The 21,600-nt window shown below is 69.1% G+C and carries 17 protein-coding genes; 7 read left to right on the top strand and 10 right to left on the bottom strand.

Translation table 11 applies throughout. The features are described 5' to 3' along the window. The first annotated feature begins 167 nt into the window (after positions 1 to 167). From ACFHYQ_RS24295 to ACFHYQ_RS24285, 3 genes are all read left to right on the top strand, one after another. Entirely contained in the window at positions 168 to 872 is a 705-nt protein-coding gene (locus ACFHYQ_RS24295; RefSeq protein WP_239089565.1) for an ABC transporter ATP-binding protein, read from the top strand. Beyond that, positions 869 to 3,358 (top strand): ABC transporter permease, encoded by a 2,490-nt coding sequence (locus ACFHYQ_RS24290; RefSeq protein ID WP_394303442.1) that lies wholly within the window; start codon positions 869 to 871, stop codon positions 3,356 to 3,358. The genes ACFHYQ_RS24295 and ACFHYQ_RS24290 overlap by 4 nt, the downstream gene beginning before the upstream one ends. Before the next feature lie 74 nt (positions 3,359 to 3,432). Beyond that, a complete protein-coding gene (locus ACFHYQ_RS24285; protein WP_204015427.1) occupies positions 3,433 to 5,229 on the top strand; it encodes an ABC transporter ATP-binding protein in 1,797 nt (598 codons plus the stop codon). A 141-nt stretch (positions 5,230 to 5,370) separates the two neighbouring features. On the opposite strand, the gene ACFHYQ_RS24280 is transcribed toward ACFHYQ_RS24285, so the two are convergent. The 4 genes from ACFHYQ_RS24280 to ACFHYQ_RS24265 form a co-directional block, all read right to left on the bottom strand. Then, complete coding sequence (locus ACFHYQ_RS24280) at positions 5,371 to 5,979, bottom strand: SH3 domain-containing protein (protein WP_394303441.1); 609 nt, start codon at positions 5,977 to 5,979, stop codon at positions 5,371 to 5,373. Positions 5,980 to 6,137: 158 nt separating this feature from the next. Continuing rightward, a complete protein-coding gene (locus ACFHYQ_RS24275; protein WP_394303440.1) occupies positions 6,138 to 7,187 on the bottom strand; it encodes a glycosyltransferase family 9 protein in 1,050 nt (349 codons plus the stop codon). Further along, entirely contained in the window at positions 7,184 to 8,002 is an 819-nt protein-coding gene (locus ACFHYQ_RS24270) for a glycosyltransferase family 2 protein (RefSeq protein ID WP_394303439.1), read from the bottom strand. The genes ACFHYQ_RS24275 and ACFHYQ_RS24270 overlap by 4 nt, the downstream gene beginning before the upstream one ends. Before the next feature lie 127 nt (positions 8,003 to 8,129). Then, the gene (locus ACFHYQ_RS24265) at positions 8,130 to 9,659 is read right to left on the bottom strand and encodes a M28 family metallopeptidase (RefSeq protein ID WP_394303438.1); all 1,530 of its coding nucleotides are present in this window, start codon (positions 9,657 to 9,659) and stop codon (positions 8,130 to 8,132) included. A gap of 236 nt (positions 9,660 to 9,895) precedes the next feature. On the opposite strand from ACFHYQ_RS24265, the gene ACFHYQ_RS24260 reads away from it, so the two are divergent. Together ACFHYQ_RS24260 and ACFHYQ_RS24255 are read left to right on the top strand one after the other, a co-directional pair. After that, a complete protein-coding gene (locus tag ACFHYQ_RS24260; RefSeq protein ID WP_394303437.1) occupies positions 9,896 to 10,804 on the top strand; it encodes a sulfotransferase family protein in 909 nt (302 codons plus the stop codon). Beyond that, the gene (locus ACFHYQ_RS24255; RefSeq protein ID WP_394303436.1) at positions 10,801 to 11,967 is read left to right on the top strand and encodes a glycosyltransferase family 4 protein; all 1,167 of its coding nucleotides are present in this window, start codon (positions 10,801 to 10,803) and stop codon (positions 11,965 to 11,967) included. The genes ACFHYQ_RS24260 and ACFHYQ_RS24255 overlap by 4 nt, the downstream gene beginning before the upstream one ends. Here the strand turns inward: ACFHYQ_RS24255 and ACFHYQ_RS24250 are convergent. From ACFHYQ_RS24250 to ACFHYQ_RS24235, 4 genes are read right to left on the bottom strand one after another with little or no spacing between them, the layout of a single operon-like run. Further along, positions 11,960 to 12,397 (bottom strand): hypothetical protein, encoded by a 438-nt coding sequence (locus tag ACFHYQ_RS24250; RefSeq protein ID WP_394303435.1) that lies wholly within the window; start codon positions 12,395 to 12,397, stop codon positions 11,960 to 11,962. The genes ACFHYQ_RS24255 and ACFHYQ_RS24250 overlap by 8 nt on opposite strands. Continuing rightward, a complete protein-coding gene (locus ACFHYQ_RS24245) occupies positions 12,394 to 14,991 on the bottom strand; it encodes a multicopper oxidase domain-containing protein (RefSeq protein ID WP_394303434.1) in 2,598 nt (865 codons plus the stop codon). The genes ACFHYQ_RS24250 and ACFHYQ_RS24245 overlap by 4 nt, the downstream gene beginning before the upstream one ends. Then, the gene (locus ACFHYQ_RS24240) at positions 14,988 to 16,244 is read right to left on the bottom strand and encodes a DUF8744 domain-containing protein (protein WP_394303433.1); all 1,257 of its coding nucleotides are present in this window, start codon (positions 16,242 to 16,244) and stop codon (positions 14,988 to 14,990) included. Before ACFHYQ_RS24240 ends, ACFHYQ_RS24245 begins: the two co-directional genes overlap by 4 nt. Beyond that, positions 16,241 to 17,134, bottom strand: coding sequence for a helix-turn-helix transcriptional regulator (locus ACFHYQ_RS24235; RefSeq protein ID WP_394303432.1), 894 nt, complete (start codon positions 17,132 to 17,134; stop codon positions 16,241 to 16,243). Before ACFHYQ_RS24235 ends, ACFHYQ_RS24240 begins: the two co-directional genes overlap by 4 nt. 123 nt (positions 17,135 to 17,257) lie before the next feature. Between ACFHYQ_RS24235 and ACFHYQ_RS24230 the strand changes: the two genes are divergently transcribed. After that, on the top strand, positions 17,258 to 18,094 hold the full coding sequence (locus tag ACFHYQ_RS24230; protein WP_394303431.1) for a DUF2249 domain-containing protein: 837 nt from the start codon (positions 17,258 to 17,260) through the stop codon (positions 18,092 to 18,094). 194 nt (positions 18,095 to 18,288) lie between these two features. Here the strand turns inward: ACFHYQ_RS24230 and ACFHYQ_RS24225 are convergent, their stop codons facing one another. Both ACFHYQ_RS24225 and ACFHYQ_RS24220 read right to left on the bottom strand, forming a co-directional pair. Then, the gene (locus ACFHYQ_RS24225) at positions 18,289 to 20,139 is read right to left on the bottom strand and encodes a cellulose binding domain-containing protein (protein ID WP_394303430.1); all 1,851 of its coding nucleotides are present in this window, start codon (positions 20,137 to 20,139) and stop codon (positions 18,289 to 18,291) included. A 155-nt stretch (positions 20,140 to 20,294) separates the two neighbouring features. Further along, on the bottom strand, positions 20,295 to 20,990 hold the full coding sequence (locus tag ACFHYQ_RS24220) for a nitroreductase family protein (RefSeq protein ID WP_394303429.1): 696 nt from the start codon (positions 20,988 to 20,990) through the stop codon (positions 20,295 to 20,297). 129 nt (positions 20,991 to 21,119) lie between these two features. Between ACFHYQ_RS24220 and ACFHYQ_RS24215 the strand changes: the two genes are divergently transcribed. Then, positions 21,120 to 21,593, top strand: coding sequence for an Lrp/AsnC family transcriptional regulator (locus ACFHYQ_RS24215; protein ID WP_394303428.1), 474 nt, complete (start codon positions 21,120 to 21,122; stop codon positions 21,591 to 21,593). The last annotated feature ends 7 nt before the right edge of the window (positions 21,594 to 21,600 follow it).

Genomic DNA, 21,600 nt, shown 5'->3' with positions numbered 1-21,600 from the left:
ATGAAATGAAGAGGGCGGGTGGTCCAGGTGATAGCTGGACCACCCGCCTTCCGAAGGTTAGCAAGGTCGGCTAGCGAGGAGACGGGATGACGGCGGAACGTTCGGTGAGGAAAGCAGGACCTGCGAGAGTGGACACGCCCCAAAATCCCGTCGTTCTGTTGGCCGATGTGGATGTCACGTACGGAACGGGGTCGGCGGCTGTGGTCGCCCTGCGGAAGGTGAACATCTCCTTCACGGCCGCGGAGTTCACCGCGGTCATGGGCCCCTCCGGCTCGGGCAAGAGCACCCTGCTGAAATGCGCAGCCGGGTTGATGAGTCCCACATCTGGATCTGTCCGCCTCGGCGACCTGGAGCTGACGGCAATGCCAGAGGCGGAGCTCGCGGTGGTGCGCCGACGGAAGATCGGGTTTGTATTTCAGGCGTTCAACCTGCTGCCCGCCCTGACCGCCGAGGAGAACATCACCCTGCCGTCGCTGCTGGACAAGCGCGAGATCGACAGGGAGTGGCTGGCCGAACTCATCAGGAAGTTCGGCCTCGAGGAGCGGACGGGGCATCGCCCCCACGAACTGTCCGGCGGGCAGCAACAGCGGGTAGCCGTCTGCCGGGCGCTGCTGGGCCGTCCCGACGTGATCTTCGCCGACGAGCCGACCGGCGCTCTGGACAGCCACGCAGGTCAGCAGGTCCTCGACGGGCTGCGGACGGCCGTGGACACCATGGGCCAAAGCGTCGTCATGGTGACGCACAACCCAGTGGCCGCCGCGCACGCCGACCGGGTGGTGTTCCTGGCCGACGGTACGGTCGTCGACAAGCTGGAGAAACCCACAAGCGATGCAGTCGCCTCCCGTATGAACAGGCTGGAGCGACGCGCATGATACGCCTGGCGTGGCGCACGATCACCAAGACCAGGAGCACTGTCGTCGGCGCGTTCGCCACGCTCGCGCTCACCGGAGCGCTCATCTGCGGAATCGGGTTCCTGCTGGACTCCGGACGGCACTCCCACCTTCCCACGGAGCGGTACGGCGGTGTGCCGATCGTGGTCCATCCGAAAGACCCGGACATGCGCCGAGGCGCCATCCCTGACGACCTGCTCACCGACCTGCAACGCGTTCAGGGCGTGGAACGGCTGGTTCCTGAACGGACCTTCCCGGTGAGCCTTCTCGACGATCGGGGGAACCCGGTAGCCGTACCCGGTGCGCGATCGCTCGGCCATGCTTGGGACAGTTCGGTGCTCACGCCGTTCACGGTTCGGACGGGAGCGCCGCTTTCGAATGAGAACGAGGTCGTCCTGGACGCCCGGCTCGCGGAGCGGAGCGCGGCGCGCCCGGGTCAGTGGGTCATCCTGTCCGTCAACGGCACCACTGGCAGGTTCCGCGTCGCGGGGGTCGCGAGCGCTGCGGCCGGAGCGGACTGGATCTATCAATCGGCTGTCTTCTTTCACCCCACGCAGGCCGTACGGCTGAGCGGTACGGGGAACCACGTGGATGCGGTGGGTGTCTATCCGGCCGCGGGCTCCGACACGCTCGTCCTGGCTCGGAGGCTGGACAGCGTGATCGCTTCCCGGTCTCTTCTGAAGGTGTCGAGGGGAGAGGACCTCGGAGCGGCCGAAGGCAATCTACGTGATGATGCCTCGACGAGTGAATCCGCAGTCATCACCGTGGCGGTTTTCACGGTGATGCTCTCCGCCGTCGTCCTCACGGGGGCGATGGGTCTGTCCGTGCGACGCAGAGGGCAGCAGATCACACTGCTGCGTGCGATCGGAGCGACCCCCCGTCAAATCCGGGCGATGCTCGCAGGCGAGGGCCTCCTGATGGCCGTCCTCGCCATGGTGGTCGCTGTGCCGGTGGGGGCTCTGGTAGCGAACGGGCTGGCCATGTTCTTTGTCGGCATCGGCGCTCTGAGTCCCGCCTTCCGGCTCTCCTACGGGATAGCACCTCCGCTGGAGGCGGCGGGGATCATCCTGGTGGTTGCTCAGCTCGTCGCGTTGGGCGCCACCCGGCGGGCACTGGCCCATCGCCCTGAGGACGTCATCGGTGAGGTGCAGACGGAGGGGCGCCGCGTTGGGAGATGGCGGACCGGGATCGGCCTGGTTGCGCTGGCCGGTGCGGGTGCGATGTTCGTTCTGCTCGCCGGTACGGAGGCGGGTGCCGGAGCAGCCAGCCTGCTTCTTGGGCTCCTCCTGCTCACACTGGTCGCGTTCGGGCTTCTCGGACCCTGGCTGATAATGGGGGTCGCGGCCGCGGGTCGCCGGAGAGTGCGGCGCAGCGCCTTGGGTTTCCTCGCCGTGGCCAACATGTCGTTCAGCCACCGCCGTTATGCTTCGGTCGCGATTCCCCTGATGGTTGGGTCGATCCTGGGCGGGGTGCTCCTGGGCATCCAGCCGGTGACAGATCAGCGGATCGCGGAAGAGGGCCGCTCCCACATGCACGGCAGCTATGTCATGACAAGTGACGGTGGGCTCGCGGAGGCGGTCCGGTCCGCCATCGAGAAGATTCCCGGGGTGGCTGCCGCAGTCGGCCGCGAAGGTCTCCTGCTTCCGACATCACTGGTCACCGCCGAAGCCCGGGGCCTGGATCGGATCGAGGTGGTGTCCGGTTCCGTCTCCGACATCGCCGACCTGCGATTGACGAAGGGATCACTGGCCGAGATGGGGGCCGAAACGGTCGCCGTCAGCACCGCCTATGCCGTCGAACGGAAAGTCACGGTCGGCGACCGGATCGCCATCGTCGCCCCCGGGCAACCGCAGCCGGTCACACTGCGAGTCACCGCGATCTACGAAAGATACGCCTGGATCGGAGACGTGCTGGTGGACGTTCGCGCTCTTACCGGCAAGTTTCCGGTCGCTACGTACTCTTCTATACATGTACGGCTCACTCCGGGCGGTGATCCGGCCCGCATCGCGGCTGATCTGGGCCGTGCCGGCGGGACCCCGTCATCAATCAAGGTGAGCGACCAAGACGAATGGCGACGCTGGCTCAGGGACGAGAACAGCAGGTCCAACCAACCGTCGCAACTGCTGATCCTGGTTTTCGTGGCATTCCTGGTGCTGGCGTCGGCGAACAACCTGCTCGGCTCGTTCGGCGGCAGGGGCGCGGAACTGGACAGCCTTCGGCATCTCGGCGGTACACGGGCGCAGATCCGTACGATGCTCGCCTGGGAGTCGGTACTCGTTACAGGTACCGCCTTGGCTGTCGGTGCGGCGGTTACCGTGGCTCTTCTGACCCCGTTCTCGCTGAACGCCGGTGTGGGATTTCCGCCGATTCCCGCCTCCCTCCTGGTCACGATCGTCAGCGGACCTGTCGCCGTGATGCTCGCAGCCCTCGTGTTCGGCGTGTGGATCACTAGAGAGGTGACGAGGTGACAGCGGATAGTGGCTTGCTGACTCCGTCCTTACTTCTGAGGCCTTTCCGGACCAGGATTCTGTTTCTCCTGTCGGTGGTCGCCGTCAACGCGGTGCTCGCCGTCGTGCCGGCGATGCTCGGGCAGCGACTTATCGACGAAGGGGTGCTGGAACACGACCTGTGGCGAATCGGCATCCTGGGCTCCGCGCTGGTGGCTGTGGGGATCCTGGCAGCGGGGACGACCTTGGTCGAGCGGAGACTGAGATTGAGTCTCGGCGAGGGGGTGGTGGCGACGCTGCGCGTCGATCTCTTCGACCATCTCCAACGACAGTCCGCCGGATTCTTCGCCGCATCCAGGACCGGGGCGGTCGTTGCCCGACTCCATGGAGACGTTCAGGGCATACGCAATGTGATTCACCGTACGCTCCCCACGGTGGCATCCGCGTTGATGACGCTGGTGTTCGCGGGGACCGCGATCATCCTGATCGAGTGGCGGGTAGCTCTCGCGGTTCTCCTCCTCGCACCGGTCGTATACGGGTTGACAATGGTCTTCGGCAGAGCCCAGCGCCCTCTTGCCCAGCAGGCGCTGGTGGCGACTGCCGATCTGGACGCGATGGCCGCCGAACGGCTGAGCCCGGGCGGAGCAGAGATCATCCGTCTTTTCGGTGACCGGGACAGGGAGGTCGATCACTTCCGGGGCCGGGCTCATCGCCTTCGTGATGTGTCGGTCCGTGCCGGGATGATCGAGGCGCGGCTTGGAGTGTCTCTGACCCTGTTGATCGCACTCGTCACCGCGGCTGTTTATGTCGTGGGTGGGCTTCTGACCACAGTAGGTCACATGTCCGTCGGCGGACTGGTGGCGATGATCGCCCTAATCGCGGGCGTCTACGGGCCTATCACCGCACTGCCTGGAGCCAAGTTGGAACTGGTCGCGGGGAAGGTCAGTTTTGAGCGTATACAGGAAGTCCTGGATTTCCCTCCTGCGGTCACAGAGCAGCCCAGGGCGCGGCCGGTTCACGGTTCCTCTGTCACTTTCTCAGATGTGGGCTTCTCATACCCACCGAGGGAATCGAGCGTGCTCGCTTCACTGAGCGTCGAAACTGAGGAAGGAGCGATGGCGGCGCGTGGCGGTCGTGCCAGAGTCCTCGATGGGATGAGCTTCAGCGTGAGGGCGGGTACCACGGTAGGGATCGTTGGCCGTTCCGGCACCGGCAAGTCGACGATCGCCCGTCTGCTGACAAGATCATGGGATGTCGATTCGGGTCGGATCGAGATCGGGGGTCAAGATGTACGTGCTGTGACCCTGTCCTCCCTTCGTCAAGCCGTCGGTGTCGTGACGCAGGATATCTTCCTGTTCAACGACACCGTCAGGGCGAATCTGCTGCTTGCGTCTCCTCGTGCGGACGAGGACGAGATCGTACGCGCATGCCGTACCGCTCAGTTGTGGGATGTGATCAAGAAGCTTCCCGACGGACTCGACACCGTGCTCGGGGATCGGGGAGTCCATCTGTCCGGTGGAGAGCGTCAAAGACTGGCGATAGCCCGCCTGATCCTCAAGGCGCCCGAGATCGTCGTCCTGGACGAGGCGACCGCCCACCTTGACACTGTCACTGAGAAAGCGATTCAGAAGGCACTCCGGCCGTTCCTGGAGGGGCGAACCTGCCTGGTGATCGCTCACCGACTGTCCACGATTCGTGACGCGGACCAGATCCTGGTCGTTGACGATGGACGTCTCGCCGAACAGGGAACTCACGACGGACTGATGCGGCGCGGTGGTCTGTACAGTCGACTTGTACGCGAGGCCGACGACGCGGATCTGGGCAGGGGCGCGATCGATGGGTGTCACCGCTGCCTTCACACCCATGGCGAACCCGTTAGCCGAGGTGCATGAAGCACGCCGCCTATATTCGTCGGACTACAACGCCACTGGTTGCCGCCGAGTCCAAAGGAACCCCGCCCCCGGCCGCTGGGATGGCCGGAGGCGGGGCGGGGGTTGGTTTTCCGGAGTAGTCGTGGTTTCCGGAGTGGTCTGTCAGTTCACCTTGTGCAGGTAGTGGGTGGAGGCCCAGCCCTCCCGGCCGTTCGCTGCCTTCACCGCGGCCCAGCCGTGCCTGCTGCCGCAGGATCCGACGAACCGCCCGTCGGCCACCCGCAGCCTGCCCACCGGCCGGTAGCGGACGCTTGGGCCCCTGCGGACGTTGAGGAAGCCCTTGTTGTGCACCTTCCTGAGCTGGTAGGCGCACGCGAGGTCGGGGATCTTGATCACGGGAGTGGAGTGCACCCTGTGCAGGTAGCGAGCGTGCGCCCAGCCGAGCCTGCCGTTGCTGGTCTTGACCGCCACCCAGCCTCTCGACGCTGAGCAGGCACCGGCGAAGCGGCCATTGGCCACGGTCAGTTTGCCCACCGGCCGATGTTTCACCCCCGGGCCTCTGCGTACGTTGAGGAAGCTGGAGTGGCGGACGTGCCGCACCTTGTAGGCGCAGGCGAGCGCCGGCCGATGCGCCTGCACGGTCGTTCCGGTCTTCATGGACTGGGGATCGGGGCGGGCCGCGTCGGCCTGGGCGGACGGGCTCGAGATCATGAGCCACCCCGCCGTGGCGCAGGCCGTGAGCACGGGGATGATCCGTTTGGCGATCGTCACGATGTCTCCCTTCGGTTCGCATCGCTCTCGCCGGGAGGGGTCGGCCATGTGATGTTCACCGAAGGTTGTTCACCGATTACCCAGCGTTTACACCCGTCCCACGCGCCTCTCCTTTTCTTTTACCTTCGACCGGCCAGAGGAGCCCAGAAGGGCCGGGGTCAGCCGAGGCCGAGCAGGTCGGCGGCCTGCTCGGCGGCCTCGTCGACCGTGACCTCGGCCACCCACGAGGTGTCGTGGGGGCAGCGTGCCACGGCGAGATCGACCCCGCTGGCGCCGCAGACCGGGCATGCGGCGGTCCAGGAGACCAGGGGCCGGTGCCGCGTGCGCGTCAGCGGTCCGGCGTTGACGAGGTTGCCGCACCAGTAGATCCCGATGGTCGGGGTGCCGACGGCGGCGGCCAGATGCCGGGGGCCGGTGTCGTTGGAGATCACCAGCGCGCAGCGCTCGTACAGCGCCGCCAGCCCGCCGACGCTCAGCATGTCCACGACCTGTACGGACGACGTCCCGGTCGCGGCCGCGACCTCCTCGACCACGTCCCGTTCCTTGCCGGTGCCCGTGATGACGACGGGCCGGCCGAGCCGGTCCGCGACGGCGGCGAAGCGTTCGGCCGGCCACCTGCGCCGCGGGTCGCTCGCGCCGGGATGCAGGGCCACCAGGCCGGGCGGCGGTTCGCCGAGCACATGTGCCAACTCGGCCCGGTCGGCGTCCGTCACGGCGAGGCGGGGCTCGATCGCGTCGGTCGTCGCCCCCACCAGGGATGCCACCTCCAGGTACCGCAGCACCTCGTGCTGGTAGTACACGTACGGAACCCAGCGGTCGAGGCGTTCGGCGTCGGGGGAGCGGAGCCCCGCGGTCACCCGCGCGCCCAGCCGCCGCACGAACGGGTTGGAGTAGCGGCCGCCGCCGTGGATCTGCACGGCGAGATCGAACCGGTGACCGCGCAACTCGTCGAAGAGGCCGTCGGGGGCGCGATGCCCATCGGCCGCCTCGGACACCCCGGAGATCGGCGGCAGCGCGATCACCTCGTCCACCGGCCCGGGCCGGCCGGTGAGGAGGTCGGCGTGCCAGGATCTGGCGAGCAGGGTGATCCGCGCGACCGGATAGGCGCGGCGCAGCGCGTCCAGCGCGGGCAGCGCCAGCAGCAGGTCGCCGAGCGCGTTGGCGCGCAGCACGGCGATGCGCCGGACGCCGTCGACCAGCGTGCTCACGACGCCTCGAACACGTAGTCGTAACACTCGGCGCGGCGGTCGGTGACCGTGGTGGGCAGTTCCAGGTGGTAGGCGCGGCTGGGCAGCAGCCCGGCTCCGCCGTACCGCTCCATGACCCGCAGCTGTGCGACGACGTCCTCACCCGCGTGCCGGGGCGGGACGCGCCGCCAGAAGTCGAACCCGCCGCAGTCCGTCAACCGGGTGCGGTCGTAGAGCACGCATCCGCCGATCCAGGCCACCTTGTACGGCTGCCAGCCCCGGTCGGCGTCCCCGATTCTTTCCGCGAGATGCAGGGGGTTGGCGGCGTTGTGCAGCGTGTGCCGCCGCCACGCCGGGGTGTCGCGCCGCACCCGCTCGGGCCGTACCTCGCCGTTCCACGCTTCGTACGGCGACAGCTCGTGGGGACGTACGTCGTCCCGGTGGGACAGGCCGTGCAGGGCGAAGCCGACGAAACCGCAGCGCAGCCGTTCCATCGCGGCCAGCAGCACCTCCACCGCGTCCGGCTCCAGCCACACGTCGTCGTCCAGGTAGAGCACCAGCCGTCGATCGGCCCGGTCGAGCAGGAACGCCCGCTGTTCCGCCATTCCCCGTGGCGGGACGTGGCGGTGGAGTTCGACGGGCCGGCCGCGATGGGAGAGGATCCGCGTCGCCGCCACCACCAGGGGGTCCTCGCCGACCGGGCTCCCCGACTGGTCGGAGATCACGACGCGGAACCCGGCGACGGTCTGGGCCGCCAGGCCGGAGAGCGTGACCGCGAGCGCACCGGAACGGTCTCGGGTGGGGATCAGCACATCCAGGTCTGACGGGGCGAACATGCGCGCCAGATACCCCTGAGGTCATCGAGCAAACGGCTGACGGGGCGACCGCGGGCCCGGCAAAGCGAACGAGCCCCGATTTCTCGGGGCTCGTCGCCGTTCAAATCACCTGGTCTGGGGATTGCCCCTACCGGGTGAGGCCGTGGCTGGGGGCGTGAGTGCCGGACGTGGACGCGACCGAGGCGGCGGCCGTACGGGCGGTGGCACGCCTGCCCTCGCCGGGCAGCTTGGTGGCGTACGCGTACGTCACGGCGGCGGCGGCGATGGCGCCCGTGTTCAGGGCCAGCGCCTTGTCGTTGATGTTGGCGATGGTGTCGCAGGCCTGGTGGTAGCAGGCGTCGTAGGGCTGGCCGGCGGTGCCGCCGAACATCTTCTGCTCCTCGACGGTCTTGATGCCCTCGGCGCCGGTGAACAGGCCGCCGGACGGGATGCCCGCCTCGATGAACGGCCCGTAGTCGGACCGGCCGTCGAAGTCGGTGCCCACGTACTTCTGGCGGATGCCCTTGAAGTAGTTCTCGAAGAGCTTCTCGATCTCGTCGGATCCGGCCGGGCCGGCGTCGCCTTCGGAGCCGTCACCGTCGTAGATCTTCAGGGCGTAGTTCGGCGTGGCGATCATGTCGAAGTTGAGGTACAGCTTCGTGTTGGCCAGCTCCTGGGCCGACAGGTTCGCCACGTAGTGCTCGGCGCCGAGCAGGCCGAACTCCTCGGCGCTCCAGAACGAGAAGCGCAGCTTGTTCCTCGTGGGGATCTTGCCGAGCGTCCGGGCGACCTCGAGGATCGCGGCGCTGCCCGAGCCGTTGTCGTTGATGCCCGGCCCGTCGGGCACGCTGTCGAGGTGGGCGCCGAGGTGAACGACCTTCTTCGGGTCGCCCCACTTGGAGTCCGCGATGACGTTGTGCGTGGTCTTCACCGCGCTCGTGGTGTCCGTCTTGATCCGGGCCACGGTCCCGGCGGCCGCGAGCTCCTGGCCGGCGGCGAACGTGGTGCCGACCACGGGGATCGTGACCGTCGGCTCGCCCAGGGTGCCGTTGAGGAGCTCGGCGCGACCCTCCTGGCCCTCGTTGAAGATGATGGCCCCGGCCGCGCCGGCGGCCTGCGCGTTCTCCGCCTTCTCCTGGAAGGAGCAGGTGCCGCGCTGCATCAGGGCGATGCTGCCCTTCGTGAAGCCGGCGAAGTCGGCCGCCTCGCAGCCGGAGGTGGAGGAGTTCGGCGCGCCGGGCGGCAGCACGAGGTCGACGTTCTGCACGGCGGCCGTCACGTCACCGGACCCGGAGTAGGTCATGATGGTGAAGTCTTCTTCCCCCGCGTAGGTCTTGGGGCTCGGCGCGGTCCGCTGCAGCACGGCAGGGGAGTTCTCCGAGAAGAAGGGGAAGTCGAACTGCTGGAGCGTGACCTGGTATCCGGCCTTCTTCAGCACGCTCGCCACGTAGTCGCGGGACGCGTCGTGTCCGGGGCTGCCGGCCGCGCGGTTGCCGCCGTTGGCGTTGGCGATCTGCTGGAACTTCTGCAGGTGCTGCTTGACGGCCGACGCGACGACCGAATTGATCAGCTGAGCGGGCTTGGGGTCCGCGCTCGCGGGTGTGGCCAGCGCGAGCGGGAGCACGAGAGCGGCGGCCGCGGTGGCGGCGCCGACCCCCCTGCCAAGGGTGAAGGGCATTGGGCTCTCCTTCGGGTCCAATGTCAGGAAATGTCCCCCGGTAGTGGTACTGATCGGGAAACTTAGCCGCTGTCAATCCATCCGTGAAGGGCCGACAGCATCCCTCTTCTCAGTCGTTATGTAGAGCGGCGGGGACGCTGCCCGCTTGATGGCATCTTTGGCGCTTTGCACTCTATGTCGGCTTTTGAGGGTAACTCTCAGCTATCTTCCAGGAAGCATCGGTAACTTGGGGCGGCATGGCATGGCACCGCAAGGTCAACGATGCGCTGGTCAGGTACACCGGGATACAGATCAAACGGGTGGGGAACGCGGGTTCCGCGGCCCCGGCGGCGGCCTCTCCCGCCGTGCCGGGGCAGGCCCGACCGGATGAGGCGGCGGCCGTACGGCCACCGGCCGACCCGGAAAACGATCGGCTGCTGACAGCGCCGATCTTCATCATCTCCCCTGTGCGGTCGGGCTCCACCCTGCTGCGCGCGATCCTGAACGCTCACTCCCAGCTTCACGCTCCACACGAACTGCACGTGCGCCGCCTGAGTGTGGGGTTCGGCACCTCCCTGGCGGAACGGGCGATGGAGGCACTCGGCCACAACCGGGCCGATCTCGAGCACATGCTGTGGGACCGGGTGCTGCACCGCGAGCTCGTACGCAGCGGCAAGCGCTTCATCGTGGACAAGACGCCCGCCAACGCCTTCGCCCACCAGCGCATCGCCACCTGCTGGCCGGACGCGAGGTACATCTTCCTGCTGCGTCATCCCGCGTCCATCGCCGCCTCGTGGCACGAGGCCAGCCCGGACAGGCGGACCTTCGACGAGGCGGTGGTCGACGCACTGCGATACATGAAGGCGGTGCAGCGGGCCAGGAAGGCGCTGACCGGCCACACCGTGCGCTACGAGGACCTGACCGAGGACCCCGAGCGGGAGACCCGGGCCGTCTGCGAGTTCCTCGGCGTGCCCTGGGAGCCGACGATGCTGGAGTACGGCGAGCAGGCGGTGCTGCGGAAAGGGCTCGGCGACTGGAAGGACAAGATCCGTACCGGCAGTGTGCAGCCTGGCCGGGAGCTGCCCGGCCAGGAGTCGATCCCCGAGGCGCTGAAACCCATCTGCCGCAGCTGGGACTACCTGTCGACGTCGGTGAGGCCGTCATGAGGATCCGCTACATGCTCCTGCACGCCTATGGCATGGGCGGCACCATCCGGACCGTGATCAACCAGGCGAACGCGATGGCCGCGTTCGGCCACGACGTCGAGATCGTGAGTGTCGTACGGCGTCGCGACGAACCGCAGTTCCGCATCGACCCGGATGTCATGCTCACCCCGCTGGTCGACCAGCGGGACGGCGTGCGGCCCGACACGCTCGGCCGCCGTGTCTGGCGGAGGGTCCGCGGCAAGATCGTGCCACAGGGGGAGTTCGCCGCGGGATACTTCACCGAACGGGTGGAGAGGGCCGTCATCGACTACGTCTCCTCGCTCGACGGCGGCATTCTGATCACCACCAGGCCGGCGCTGAACCTCATCGCGGCCCGTCGCGCCCCCGAATCGGTCGTGCGCATCGCCCAGGAGCACATGAACCTGGTCGCCTACCCGGAGACGGTCCGCCAGGAGATCGCCCGGCACTACGGTAGGTTCGATGCCATAGCCGTACTGACCGGGACCAACCAGCGGGAATACCAGAGGCTGCTGCCGGCCGCGAGGATCGTGCGGATCCCCAACGCGGTCGACGTCGTGGACGGCGAGCATTCACAGCAGGAGAACCAGGTCGTGATCGCCGCCGGTCGTCTTGTCCCGCAGAAGGGGTTCGATCTGCTTCTCCGGGCGTTCGCCCAGGTGGCCGGGCGGCACCCGAAATGGCGGTTGTGCGTCTTCGGTAGCGGCCCGAGGCGGGACCAACTGCGCGGGCTCATCAACGAGTACGGCCTGGGCGGGCGCGTCTCCATGCGCGGCCGTACGAACCGGCTGCACGACGAGTTGGCGAAGGCGTCCATCTATGCGCTCAGCTCGCGCTTCGAAGGACTGCCCATGGTGATGATCGAGGCGATGACGCATGCGTTGCCGATCGCCGCCTTCGACTGCCCGACGGGTCCGGCGGACGTGTTGACCCACGAAGTCGACGGGCTCCTCGTTCCACCGAAGGACGTCGACGCGCTCGCCGCCGCCCTCGACCGGCTCATGTCCGACCGGGACCTGCGGGTACGGCTCGGCGCCGCGGCGGCCGTCACAGCCAGGGACTACGGCCGTGGCGCGGTGATGCCTCTCTGGGAGAACCTCTTCACCGACCTGTCTGCACAGAAAACCCTCCAAGGGGTCAGGTGATGGGCAGGGCGGTGGCCAGGAGGACTATGCCGACCGAGCCGACGAGCGAGGCGATGGCCATGCTCCGCGCGAACATGGCCATGCCTCTGCCGTTGGCCCACCCGTGCAACGCGGCCGCGACCATGACGAGGACGAAGAGAAGCAGCTTGGCCGCGAGCGTCCGCCCGTAGCCGGGATAGGCGAGCGACTCCCAGGTGACCCCCTTGTGCAACGCCATGGCGATCCCGCTTGAGATCTGCACGGGCAGGAAGAACGCCCCCGTGAACATCCCGAAGCGGCGGCCGACCTCGCGGAGCACCCGGGCGCGCTGGTCCGTCTCCAGGAGTCGCCGCGCCAGCGGGAGGACGACGAGGGAGACGGTGAGCTGCCCGCCGACCCACAGCGCCGCGGTGGTGACGTGCAGGAAGCGGATGACGGACCACCAGGTCAACGGGTCACCTCGAAGATGCCGTGTGCGCCCGCCTCGCCGTGGCGCATGTCATGATCGACGAAAGGATAGTGGCCCGGCTCCGGGAAGACGGTCTCCACGAAACCGCCCTGGGCGGCGGCCAGATCGAGCACCTGGGAGCCCCCGCCGTCACCCGGACGGAGCAGGTAGGCGCCCTCCTTGTAGACGGTGTCGAACTGCGACCCCACGATGTGGAAGGCCGTTCCCGAGGCCGGTCCGGCGGCGACCACCCACACCCGGACCCGCTCGCCGGGGCGGGCGGTCAGCGGGGCGTGGTCATATCCGGCGGCGGTGCCGTTGAACATCCAGGCGTCGGGCCGGCCGTCGTGCATCTTGGCGACCTGGGCGGTGCTGCCCGGCTGCCCGAGGTACAGCTCACCCTGGACGAGCACGTACTCCCGGTCCACCTTGGCCAACTTCGGCGGATCGATGATGACCGCGCCGTACATGCCGTTGGCGATGTGCTGGAGCATCGGCATGGTCGAGCAGTGGTAGAGCCAGGCCCCGGCGTGCTCGGCCCGGAACCGGTAGGTGAGACGTTCGCCGGGCTGGATGGTGCGCATGGGCACGTCGGGCGCGAGCGACCCGGCGTGGAAGTCGATGCCGTGCCCCATCGTGTCATCGTTGATCAGCGTGACCGTGAACACGTCGCCGACCTTGCCCCGCAGCACGGGCCCGGGGACGGTGCCGCCGAAGGTCCACATCCGCTGCCGCACTCCCGGCGCGACCTCGATCTCCTTCTGGACCGCGCGGATCTCGATCTTGTGCTCGGTGCCGCCGGGCGCAGGCCGCAGCGTCGCGTCGTACGGACGCCATCCCGTGCTCATCGGAGCGGTCAGATTGAGCGGGCCCGCCGCGGCGTGATCCATCTGATCCATGTGATCTGTTGGATTCGATCCGGTGGCCGGGCCGGATCCGGCGGCGCCCTTGACCTCGATGCGCATGGTCATGCCGGCCGCGCGGTGCCCCGGGACCGTGCACCAGCCGTCGATCGGGCCGGTGAGCGGGGGAAGTTCGAGTGTCGCGGTCTGCCCGGGGCCGAGCATCGGAGTCTGCTGGCCGGTGGCGAGGCGCAGGTCGTGCTGCTGGGCGTCCCGGTTCGTCACCCGTAGCACGAGCCGGGTGCCCGGGGCCGCTTCGATCTTCCCGGGGCTGAACCGCATGCCCACCAGGGTGACCTCTACCGTCTGGACGCCCGCCCCGAGCTGGGCGGTGCGCTGTGCGCTGTTCTGCGCCGTGACTCCCGTCCCGCCGCTGAGCGCGACGGCGACGGCCACCGCGGTGGCCAGCACGCCGACCGTCACACCTCCGGCCGTGGGCGACACGCGGGGCCCGCGTGCGCGGACCACGGTGACGGTGGCCAGCAGGACGAAAGCCCCGAGTGCGGCCAGCACGGCCGCCCAGGCGAACTGCGACACCCGGCCGGGCACGGGCAACGCGATCAGCGGCACCGCGGCGTTGACCAGAGCCAGCCGGATGATCCAGCCCCGTTCCAGCAGCGCCGCGTTCCGCTTCAGCGCGGCCGGTCCGCCGCCGAGCACCACGGGCAGGAGGAAGGTCAGCGCGCCGAGGAGGGTCTGCCCGACGAAACCCACCAGGATGAACGGCACCAGCGGTTCGATTCCATGTGCGACCTGGTCGGCGGCACGGGTGGCCACCACGGACAGATCGGTGAGCACGGCGACGACGAACCAGGCAGTGCCCGCGGCGAGCATCCACGCGGCCGGCGTGTGCGGCCGCCGACGCCGTGCCGTACGGAGGAACGGCACGAGGGCGAGCGCGGCCGCCGCGGCGTACAGCAGCAGCCCGGCCACCGCGACCCAGCGCGCTCCGCCGAGAAACCCGCCCACCGTCACCGCGAGGCCGGGCACGGCCAGGCGCAGGGATCGGCGGGCGATCGCCCCGCTGCCGTCCGCCATCTGCGTGCGCAGCACCGTGGGCCAGAGGGTGAACAGCGTGCCCAGCACGGCCAGGCCGATCCAGCCGAGCAGGTTGACGTGGATGTGCGCGGCCTCCAGGCGCATGGTGCTGACACGCGGCGGCCATCCGGCGAGCATCAGCCCGCCCAGCGTCCCCCCGGTGATGAGCGCGGCTCCCGCGCAGATGTACCAGGCGACCACGTGTGCGAACCGGCCGCCGAGGGCCCGTCTCGACCACACGGCCAGGATCCCCACATGCCAGCAGATCACGCCGACCACGATCGCCGCGCCGGCGATCCCCACCTGGATGGGGCCGTGCGTGGCGCCGTACAGCACGGACACCACGCCGGTGTTCAGGGCGGCGAGCCGGACCGGGCGCACCCACTGCGCCGGCTCGCTGTGGCGCAGCAGCGCGATCGCGAAGTGCTCCGTCCAGGTCACGATCGCGTTGGTCACCGCGCCGAGCAGGAAAACGTGGATCAGCAGCCACTCGGGAGCGGGCAGCCGGCCGTGCGCGAGCGCCGCGACGCCCGCCAGCGCGAGCCAGGCCAGCACGACCCCGTTGGCCCTCGCATGCCAGGAGGCGCGCGAACGACGCTGCGTCGGCGGCGTCGGCCGGGGGCCCGGGGTCCCGATGCGCACATCGACCGATGTCATGACGACTCCATTTTGTGAGAGCGAGACGGGCGGGAGACGGCTCCCGCCTGATGAGCAGGGCCGGTTTGCCGGGCGGACCCTGTGTGACCGGCGACCCCCGTTCGACGGGTGGGAACGAGGCGGCCGGAGAGCACGGCGCAGCCGGCGAACGCGAGCAGCGACACCTCGCCGAGCACCCCGCCGACCGTGCGGACGGCGGGCAGCCCGCCGACGTCACCGGCGATCCGCACCAGCAGGGCGGCGTGCAGCAGCGCGAGCGGGCCGTACAACATCGGGTGGTACGGCAGCCGCACCCGCAGAACGGCGGGCAGGATGACCGGCGCATGGCCGAACACCATGGACATGACGAACCCGAGGAACACCGCGTGCAGCGAGGCGTCGTAGAGGCCGCCGGTCTCCGGCCGCCCGAAGACGGCCCAGAGCGCGCCGGCCAGGGTCAGCCAGGCGTAACCGGAGAGCAGGCAGACGGCGGCGAAGCGCGGCAGACCGGTCGAGCGCACGGTCCGGCGTGCGATGTCGTGGACGGTCAGCAGCCCGGCCAGCGCGACCATGCCCAGCCCGGCCACCCGCCATCCGATGACCGGCCAGGGCACCGAGGCGAGCACGCCCGCGCCGAGCACGCCCATGGCGGCGAGGATGCCGTCGCTCGCGCGGCGGCCCTTCGCCTGATGGGGAAGGAAGCCCACGTGTGCCAGCTCAAGCCGTTCTCCCGCGATGGTGAGCACGAGGAACGCCATCAGCCACGGCACCAGATCCGCTACCGGAAGCCCGCGCAGCCACAGCAGACCGCCGATGTACCAGGCGATGGCGCCGCACATCTGGACGACGACCTCGCGGCCGGGGCGACGGGCGAGCAGCACGAGATAGACGGCGAGGAACCAGCCGGCCGCAGCGGTGAGCAGCACCTGCCCGGGCCGCGTGAACCCCGCGGCGCCCGCGAGCGCGCCGATGCCGGCCAGGGCGGGCGCGGCGTAGCCCCACGGGCGGCCGAGGGCGACGGCGCGCTCGAGGGAGATGAGCGTGCCCAGGAAGCCGAGCGCCATGAGCGGGCCGTGCTGGGTGGCGAGGGTGGGGTTGGGGACGGGTACGCCGGTGCCGAGCAGGCTCAGGCCGCCCCAGAGCCCGGCGATGACCGACAGCATGGCCCCCGCCAGCAGCGGCAGCCGGCTGACGGCGGCTCCGGGACGCGGGATTCCGGCCTTGGCCGGGGGAACCGCTCCGCGCTCCCTGGTCTGCGGGGCTTCTGCGCTCATGATCCGGGGCCTCCACCGCCATCGCACGAGCACGAGGTTTCCCCGTGGTCGTGCTGCTCGTGGTCGTGCAGGGTGGCGACGCACAGGTCGGGCCGTACGAACGGCTGCAGGCGAACGGCCTCGGACGGCGCGCCCATCTCGGCGAGCGCTCCCTGCATGAGGCCGAGGTGCACGCCGCAGGCGACCTCGGGATCGGACTTGGCGAGCTCGTGGAACGGACAGCGGCGCAGCTCGATGCGGGAGCCGTCGCCGACCGGCAGCGGTTCGAAGCCGGCCTCGTCGAGCAGGGTCACGATCTCGGCCGTCGTCGCCCCCAGGGCGGCCTCCATCGGCGAGCGGTCATCCGGCTCCGTGTGAGGGGGGCCATCCGCCGCGTCACCCGTCGCCGTGACACCGGGAGGTGCCTGTTTTCCGGTGCGTCTCCCGACGCGCCTGCCGTAGGCGCGGCCCGCGGAGATCGCGGCGGCGCTCCGGTCCTCGCCCAGGCCGCCGAGGTAGGCGAGCAGCACCTCGGCGAGCAGACGATAGTTGCGCCGATCGTCGCCGTCGCGCTCCGCGTTCGACGATTCGTGGGCGTTCAACGATTCGTGGGTGTTCGGCGAGTGGCTGTTCGACGAGCGGCTGGTCGCCGAGTAGAGCAGGCGAGGGCGGCCCGGCCGTTCGCGGTCTTCCCGCCCGCCGGTGGCGTGCCCGTGCTCGACCAGGAGCGCGAGATGGCCGCGCACGGTGTTGGGATGCAGCCCGACCGCGGCGGCGATCTCGGGAATGGCCATGGGCCGGTCCGCCCGCCGCAGGGTCTCCAGAACGGCCACGCGACTCACGTCCGCCAGCACCCGATGGGCGCGCGGGTCGATGTCCTGGCCGCCGCCGTCGGCCGTGCTCTTAGTCACTCGTCGAGTTTCCACGGTCTATAGTATAAATACATCGGAGACCGTGAAAAACCCCTCCGGCCGTCGGCTTGAGGGAAGAACAGACTGCCGGCCCCCGGGCCGGGACGAGGTGAGGAGCCGTACATGACCGTTACCGGCGAACAGACGCAGGCCGCTCCGGTGGCCGGACCTCAGGAAGCCACGGTGCGGGCGATCCACGATCACCACCGGAAGCTCGGCCGGACGATGGCGGATCACGCGCTCACCATCGGGCGCGCGGTCGACCAGCTGTCTTCTCCGACCGCCCGGCAGGCGACGCTGGTCGCGTTCTGCAGGGAAGAGATCCTTCCGCATGCGATCGCCGAGGAGCGGACGCTGTACGCCACCGGCGCGAAGCTGACCGAGGCGGCGCTGCTGGTGCGCGCCATGATGGGTGAGCACACCGAGTTGCGCGACCTTGTGGACGCGCTGGAGCAGGCCCGCACTCCTGGTGAGATCGCCGGCGCCGCCGCTGCGCTGAACGCGATGTTCCAGTCGCACCTGGTGAAGGAGAACGACATCCTGCTCCCGGCGCTCGTCGACGCCGGTGTCGACCTCGGCGCGCTGCTGGGCGGCATGCACGAGATCCTCGGCGAGTCCGGCCACGCGCACGGCTCGGAGCAGCCCGGTTCGGGCGAGGCCGCGGAACAGGCACAGGGGCACGCCTGCACATGCGGCGGCCACGACGACCCGGCCGCCGAGACGAGCGCGCAGGTTGTGGACGGCGAGTTGGACGTACGGCGCCTGGTGCACGGCCGACGGCACGAGGAGATCTTCGCGACCTTCCGCGCCCTGCGGCCGAACGAAGCGTTCGTGCTGGTCAACGATCACGACCCGAAGCCGCTCTACTACCAGTTCGCCGCTCAGCACCCGGGTGAGTTCGACTGGGGCTACGTCGAGTCCGGCCCCGAGGTGTGGCGGGTGCGGATCGGGCGGCTCTGACCGGCGGCACTTCCCGGTCCGGAGCTGCCGGGAGCGTCCGCAGCGCTCCGGCTCGAAGCCTTTCCCGGCCTCGGGGCCTCCCCGAAACGCCGACGCCGGCGTGCAGGGAGGCCTCGGTCGGGGAGGCTCCCGGCGCGCCGGCGTCGACGGCCTGTCCGCTCCTGATCAGGGGAGGCCGATCAGGGGAGGACTGATCAGGGGAGGGTCGCGAGGTGGGGCTTCACCGTCTTGGAGAAGTTCCAGTTGTGGGTGGCGTCCCAGTTGATGGACCAGGTCATCGCGCCCCTGATCTCCGGGTAGGCCCGCGGCGGCACGAACGTACCGCAGTTGGCCTTGGTCGCCAGGCAGGTGAGGGCCTGGTTGACCAGGGACGGAGCGACGACGCCGCCGCCCGCGGCGCCCGGCCCGGCCGGCAGGCCCAGGGCGACCTGGTCGGGCCGCAGGCCGTTCTCCAGCTGGATGCAGGCCAGTGCGGTCATGAAGTTGACCGTCCCCTGCGAGTAGGCCTGCGCCTTGTCACAGCCGAGCATCGAGCCGGAGTTGTAATACTGCGTGAACACGACGGTGAGGATGTCCTTGATGTTCAGCGCGAGCTTGAAGTACTCCATGCCGGTCGACTGCATGTCGATGGTCTGCGGCGCCATCGTGATGATGAGGCCGGTGCCGACCTTCGCCCGCAGGGAGCGCAGGGCCTGGCCCATGTAGGTGGCGTTGAGACCGTTCTCCAGGTCGATGTCGACTCCGTCGAAGCCGTAGCTCTGCATGAGGCCGTAGACCGAGTCCGCGAACTTCGTCGCGGCGGCCGCGCTGCCCACCTGGATCCGGCCCTTCTCGCCGCCGACCGAGATGATGACCTTCTTGCCTCGTGCCTGCAGGGTCTTCACATCGGCCTTGAACTGCGCGTCGGTGTAGCCGCCGAGCCCGGCCGACAGGTCGGCGCCCACGCTGAAGCTCACCTCACCGGCCGTGGAGGTGGCCTCGCCGAAGGCCACCGCGATCAGGTCGTACTCGTTCGGCACGGCCGACAGCTTCAGCAGCTTGGCCGCATGGTTGTCGAAGTTGTGCCAGTAGCCGGTGAGGAAGTGCTTGGGCAGCGGACCGGTCGAGCAGCCGGTGGTGGTGGCGTCGGCAGGGTTGCTCGCCGGGCCCTCACCGACCGAGTTGTACGCGGTGACCGTGTAGGAGTAGCTCGTGCAGGCGGTCAGGCCGCTGATCGCCTGGGAGGTCCCGGTGGTCGTGGCCACGAGCGTGTTGCCGCTGCGGATGCGGTAACCGGTGACGGTGCCGGTCGCCGCGGGCCAGGTCAGGGTCAGGCCGGTGTCGCTGACCGAGCCCACGGTGACCGTTCCCACCTTGCCGGGCGCGCCGTTGGAGCACCCGGTGGTGGAGCCGGAGATCGGGTCGCTCGCCGGGCTCTCGCCCGCCGAGTTGTACGCCTTGATCGTGAAGGTGTGCGAGGAGCAGGCGGCCAGGCCGGAGATCGTCGCGCTGGTCCCGGTCACCGAGGCGCGCTGCGCCGTACCCTCATAGACGCGGTAGCCGGTCACCGTGCCGGAGGCGGCGCCCCACGACAGGGAGATCGAACTGTCCGTGGTCGTGCCGACGCTCGGAGCGCCCGGCTTGCCAGGGACCTGAACCTCCGGTCCGCCGCCGCCGTCACACGGGTTGCCGTTCACGGTGCAGTTCGTGATGCCGGGGAAGTTGCCGGGGTTGCCGTTGAAGCCGAAGCTCTGCTTCGCGCCGGGGGCCAGTGCCCCGGCCCAGCTCGGCGGGGTGAAGGTGTAGTGCTGGCCGCTGCGGGCCATGGTCGCGTCCCAGGCCGAGGGGATCGAGAACCCGGCGGGCAGGTCGAACTGCACGTTCCAGTTCACGGGCGACGACGTGCCGTTGCTGACGGTCACGCTCCCCCCGAATCCGGAGCCCCAGTCCTGGGTCTTGGCGAAGGTGGCGGTGACCGAGCCCGCCGCCTGCGCGGGAACCGCGATCAAGGGCAGGACCAGGGCCGCCAGGGCGGCCACGCCGCCCAGGGTGGCGCGTAATTTCATGTTCACCTCAGGGGGTCGAGATGGTTGGGGGGAGCCGTACGGCTCGCGCCACAGGAGGCGACGGACGCGAGCCGTACAGGGGAGAGTCACATCCCGGCTCTATTAAGAAAGTTTCCTAATAGTTCTCGTGATCGTATCCCTGAGGAGGCCGCCCTTCAAGGCCCAAACACGTCTTCGGGGCTGAAAGTCACCAGTGCGTCGGGCTTGCGGGTCAGATCGGGCACCTCGGCGTCCTGCGCCGCATAGCCGACGGGGAACAGGATGTACGGCCGCTCGTTGGCCGGCCGCGCACAGATCTCGCTGAGGAACGCCATCGGATTCGGCGTGTGCGTGAGGGTGGACAGCCCCATCGTGTGCAGCGCGGCGATGAAGAAACCGCAGGCGATGCCGACGCTCTCGTTGACGTAGTAGTGCTTGACCCGCCTGCCGTCCGGCCGCATGCCGTACTTCTCGGCGAAACAGACCACCAGCCACGGCGCCACCTCCAGGTAGCCCTTGTCGGAGGTGGTCTCCAGCGGCGCCAGGGCCTCGCGCCACTCGGGGGGCAGCCGCCCGCCCTCGTAGTTCTGCCGCTCCTCGACCTCGGAGGCCTCCCTGATCCGCTTCTTGATCGCGGCGTCGCCGATCAGCACGAACTTCCACGGCTGCTGGTGCGCGCCCGACGGCGCGGTGTTGGCCGCCCGCACCGCGAGCTCCAGGCACTCGCGCGGCACCGGCTCGTCACTGAAGAAGCGCACGCTTCTGCGCCGATCCAGGTGCTCGTAGAACTCCCGGCCTCGGGTGATCATGTCCTGCTCGGCGTACCGTTCCGGGCGATAAGGAACGAACGGGTAGGAGTGTTGCTGTGCCATCTGCCACCTCCATGACTGCCACATGTGCAGGCGTAGTCTGATTCGCGATGACAGACCGGGCAATCGAACGCGCATTTTGCTGCCGAATTGGCAGTCGACGATCGAGCGCGAGCGGCGGAGGTGGGCAGATTGGCAAGAACCGGGCTCGACACGCTCGACGTACGGATCCTCCGTCTGCTCCGCGAGCATCCCAGGACGGGCCTGCTGGAGGTCTCCCGCCTGCTGGGAGTGGCGAGAGGTACGGTCCAGGCCCGCCTCGACCGGATGATCGCCGACGGCGTCGTCGCCGACTTCGGGCCGAACCTGTCCCCCCGAGCCCTGGGTTATCCGGTGCAGGCGTTCACCACACTGGAGGTCGAGCAGGCCTCCCGCGCCGACATCTCGGCCGTGCTCGCGGCGATCCCCGAGGTGCTCGAGGCGTACATCGTCACCGGCCCCGGCGACGTGTGGTGCCGCATCGCCGGCCGGGACAACGAGCACATCCAGTCGGTCATCGACCGCATCCTGACCATCCCCGGCGTACGGCGCAGCAGCACGGTCATCGCCCTGTCCGCCGTCGTCCCCCACCGCGTCCAGCCCCTGGCCGAACTCGGAGACGGCTAACGAGGGC

It is taken from the genome of Sphaerimonospora cavernae (assembly GCF_042435035.1).
GTDB classification, from domain to species: Bacteria; Actinomycetota; Actinomycetes; order Streptosporangiales; family Streptosporangiaceae; genus Sphaerimonospora; species Sphaerimonospora cavernae.
This window is presented reverse-complemented; position numbering and strand designations above follow the sequence as displayed.

Excerpts from the sequence above, each read along its gene's own strand:
- ACFHYQ_RS24290 (WP_394303442.1), top strand. The coding sequence starts at position 869 with ATGATACGCCTGGCGTGGCGCACGATCACCAAGACCAGGAGCACTGTC.
- ACFHYQ_RS24270 (WP_394303439.1), bottom strand. The coding sequence starts at position 8,002 with ATGTTCGCCCCGTCAGACCTGGATGTGCTGATCCCCACCCGAGACCGT.
- ACFHYQ_RS24265 (WP_394303438.1), bottom strand. The coding sequence starts at position 9,659 with ATGCCCTTCACCCTTGGCAGGGGGGTCGGCGCCGCCACCGCGGCCGCC.
- ACFHYQ_RS24260 (WP_394303437.1), top strand. The coding sequence starts at position 9,896 with ATGGCATGGCACCGCAAGGTCAACGATGCGCTGGTCAGGTACACCGGG.
- ACFHYQ_RS24255 (WP_394303436.1), top strand. The coding sequence starts at position 10,801 with ATGAGGATCCGCTACATGCTCCTGCACGCCTATGGCATGGGCGGCACC.
- ACFHYQ_RS24245 (WP_394303434.1), bottom strand. The coding sequence starts at position 14,991 with ATGACATCGGTCGATGTGCGCATCGGGACCCCGGGCCCCCGGCCGACG.
- ACFHYQ_RS24240 (WP_394303433.1), bottom strand. The coding sequence starts at position 16,244 with ATGAGCGCAGAAGCCCCGCAGACCAGGGAGCGCGGAGCGGTTCCCCCG.
- ACFHYQ_RS24230 (WP_394303431.1), top strand. The coding sequence starts at position 17,258 with ATGACCGTTACCGGCGAACAGACGCAGGCCGCTCCGGTGGCCGGACCT.
- ACFHYQ_RS24225 (WP_394303430.1), bottom strand. The coding sequence starts at position 20,139 with ATGAAATTACGCGCCACCCTGGGCGGCGTGGCCGCCCTGGCGGCCCTG.
- ACFHYQ_RS24220 (WP_394303429.1), bottom strand. The coding sequence starts at position 20,990 with ATGGCACAGCAACACTCCTACCCGTTCGTTCCTTATCGCCCGGAACGG.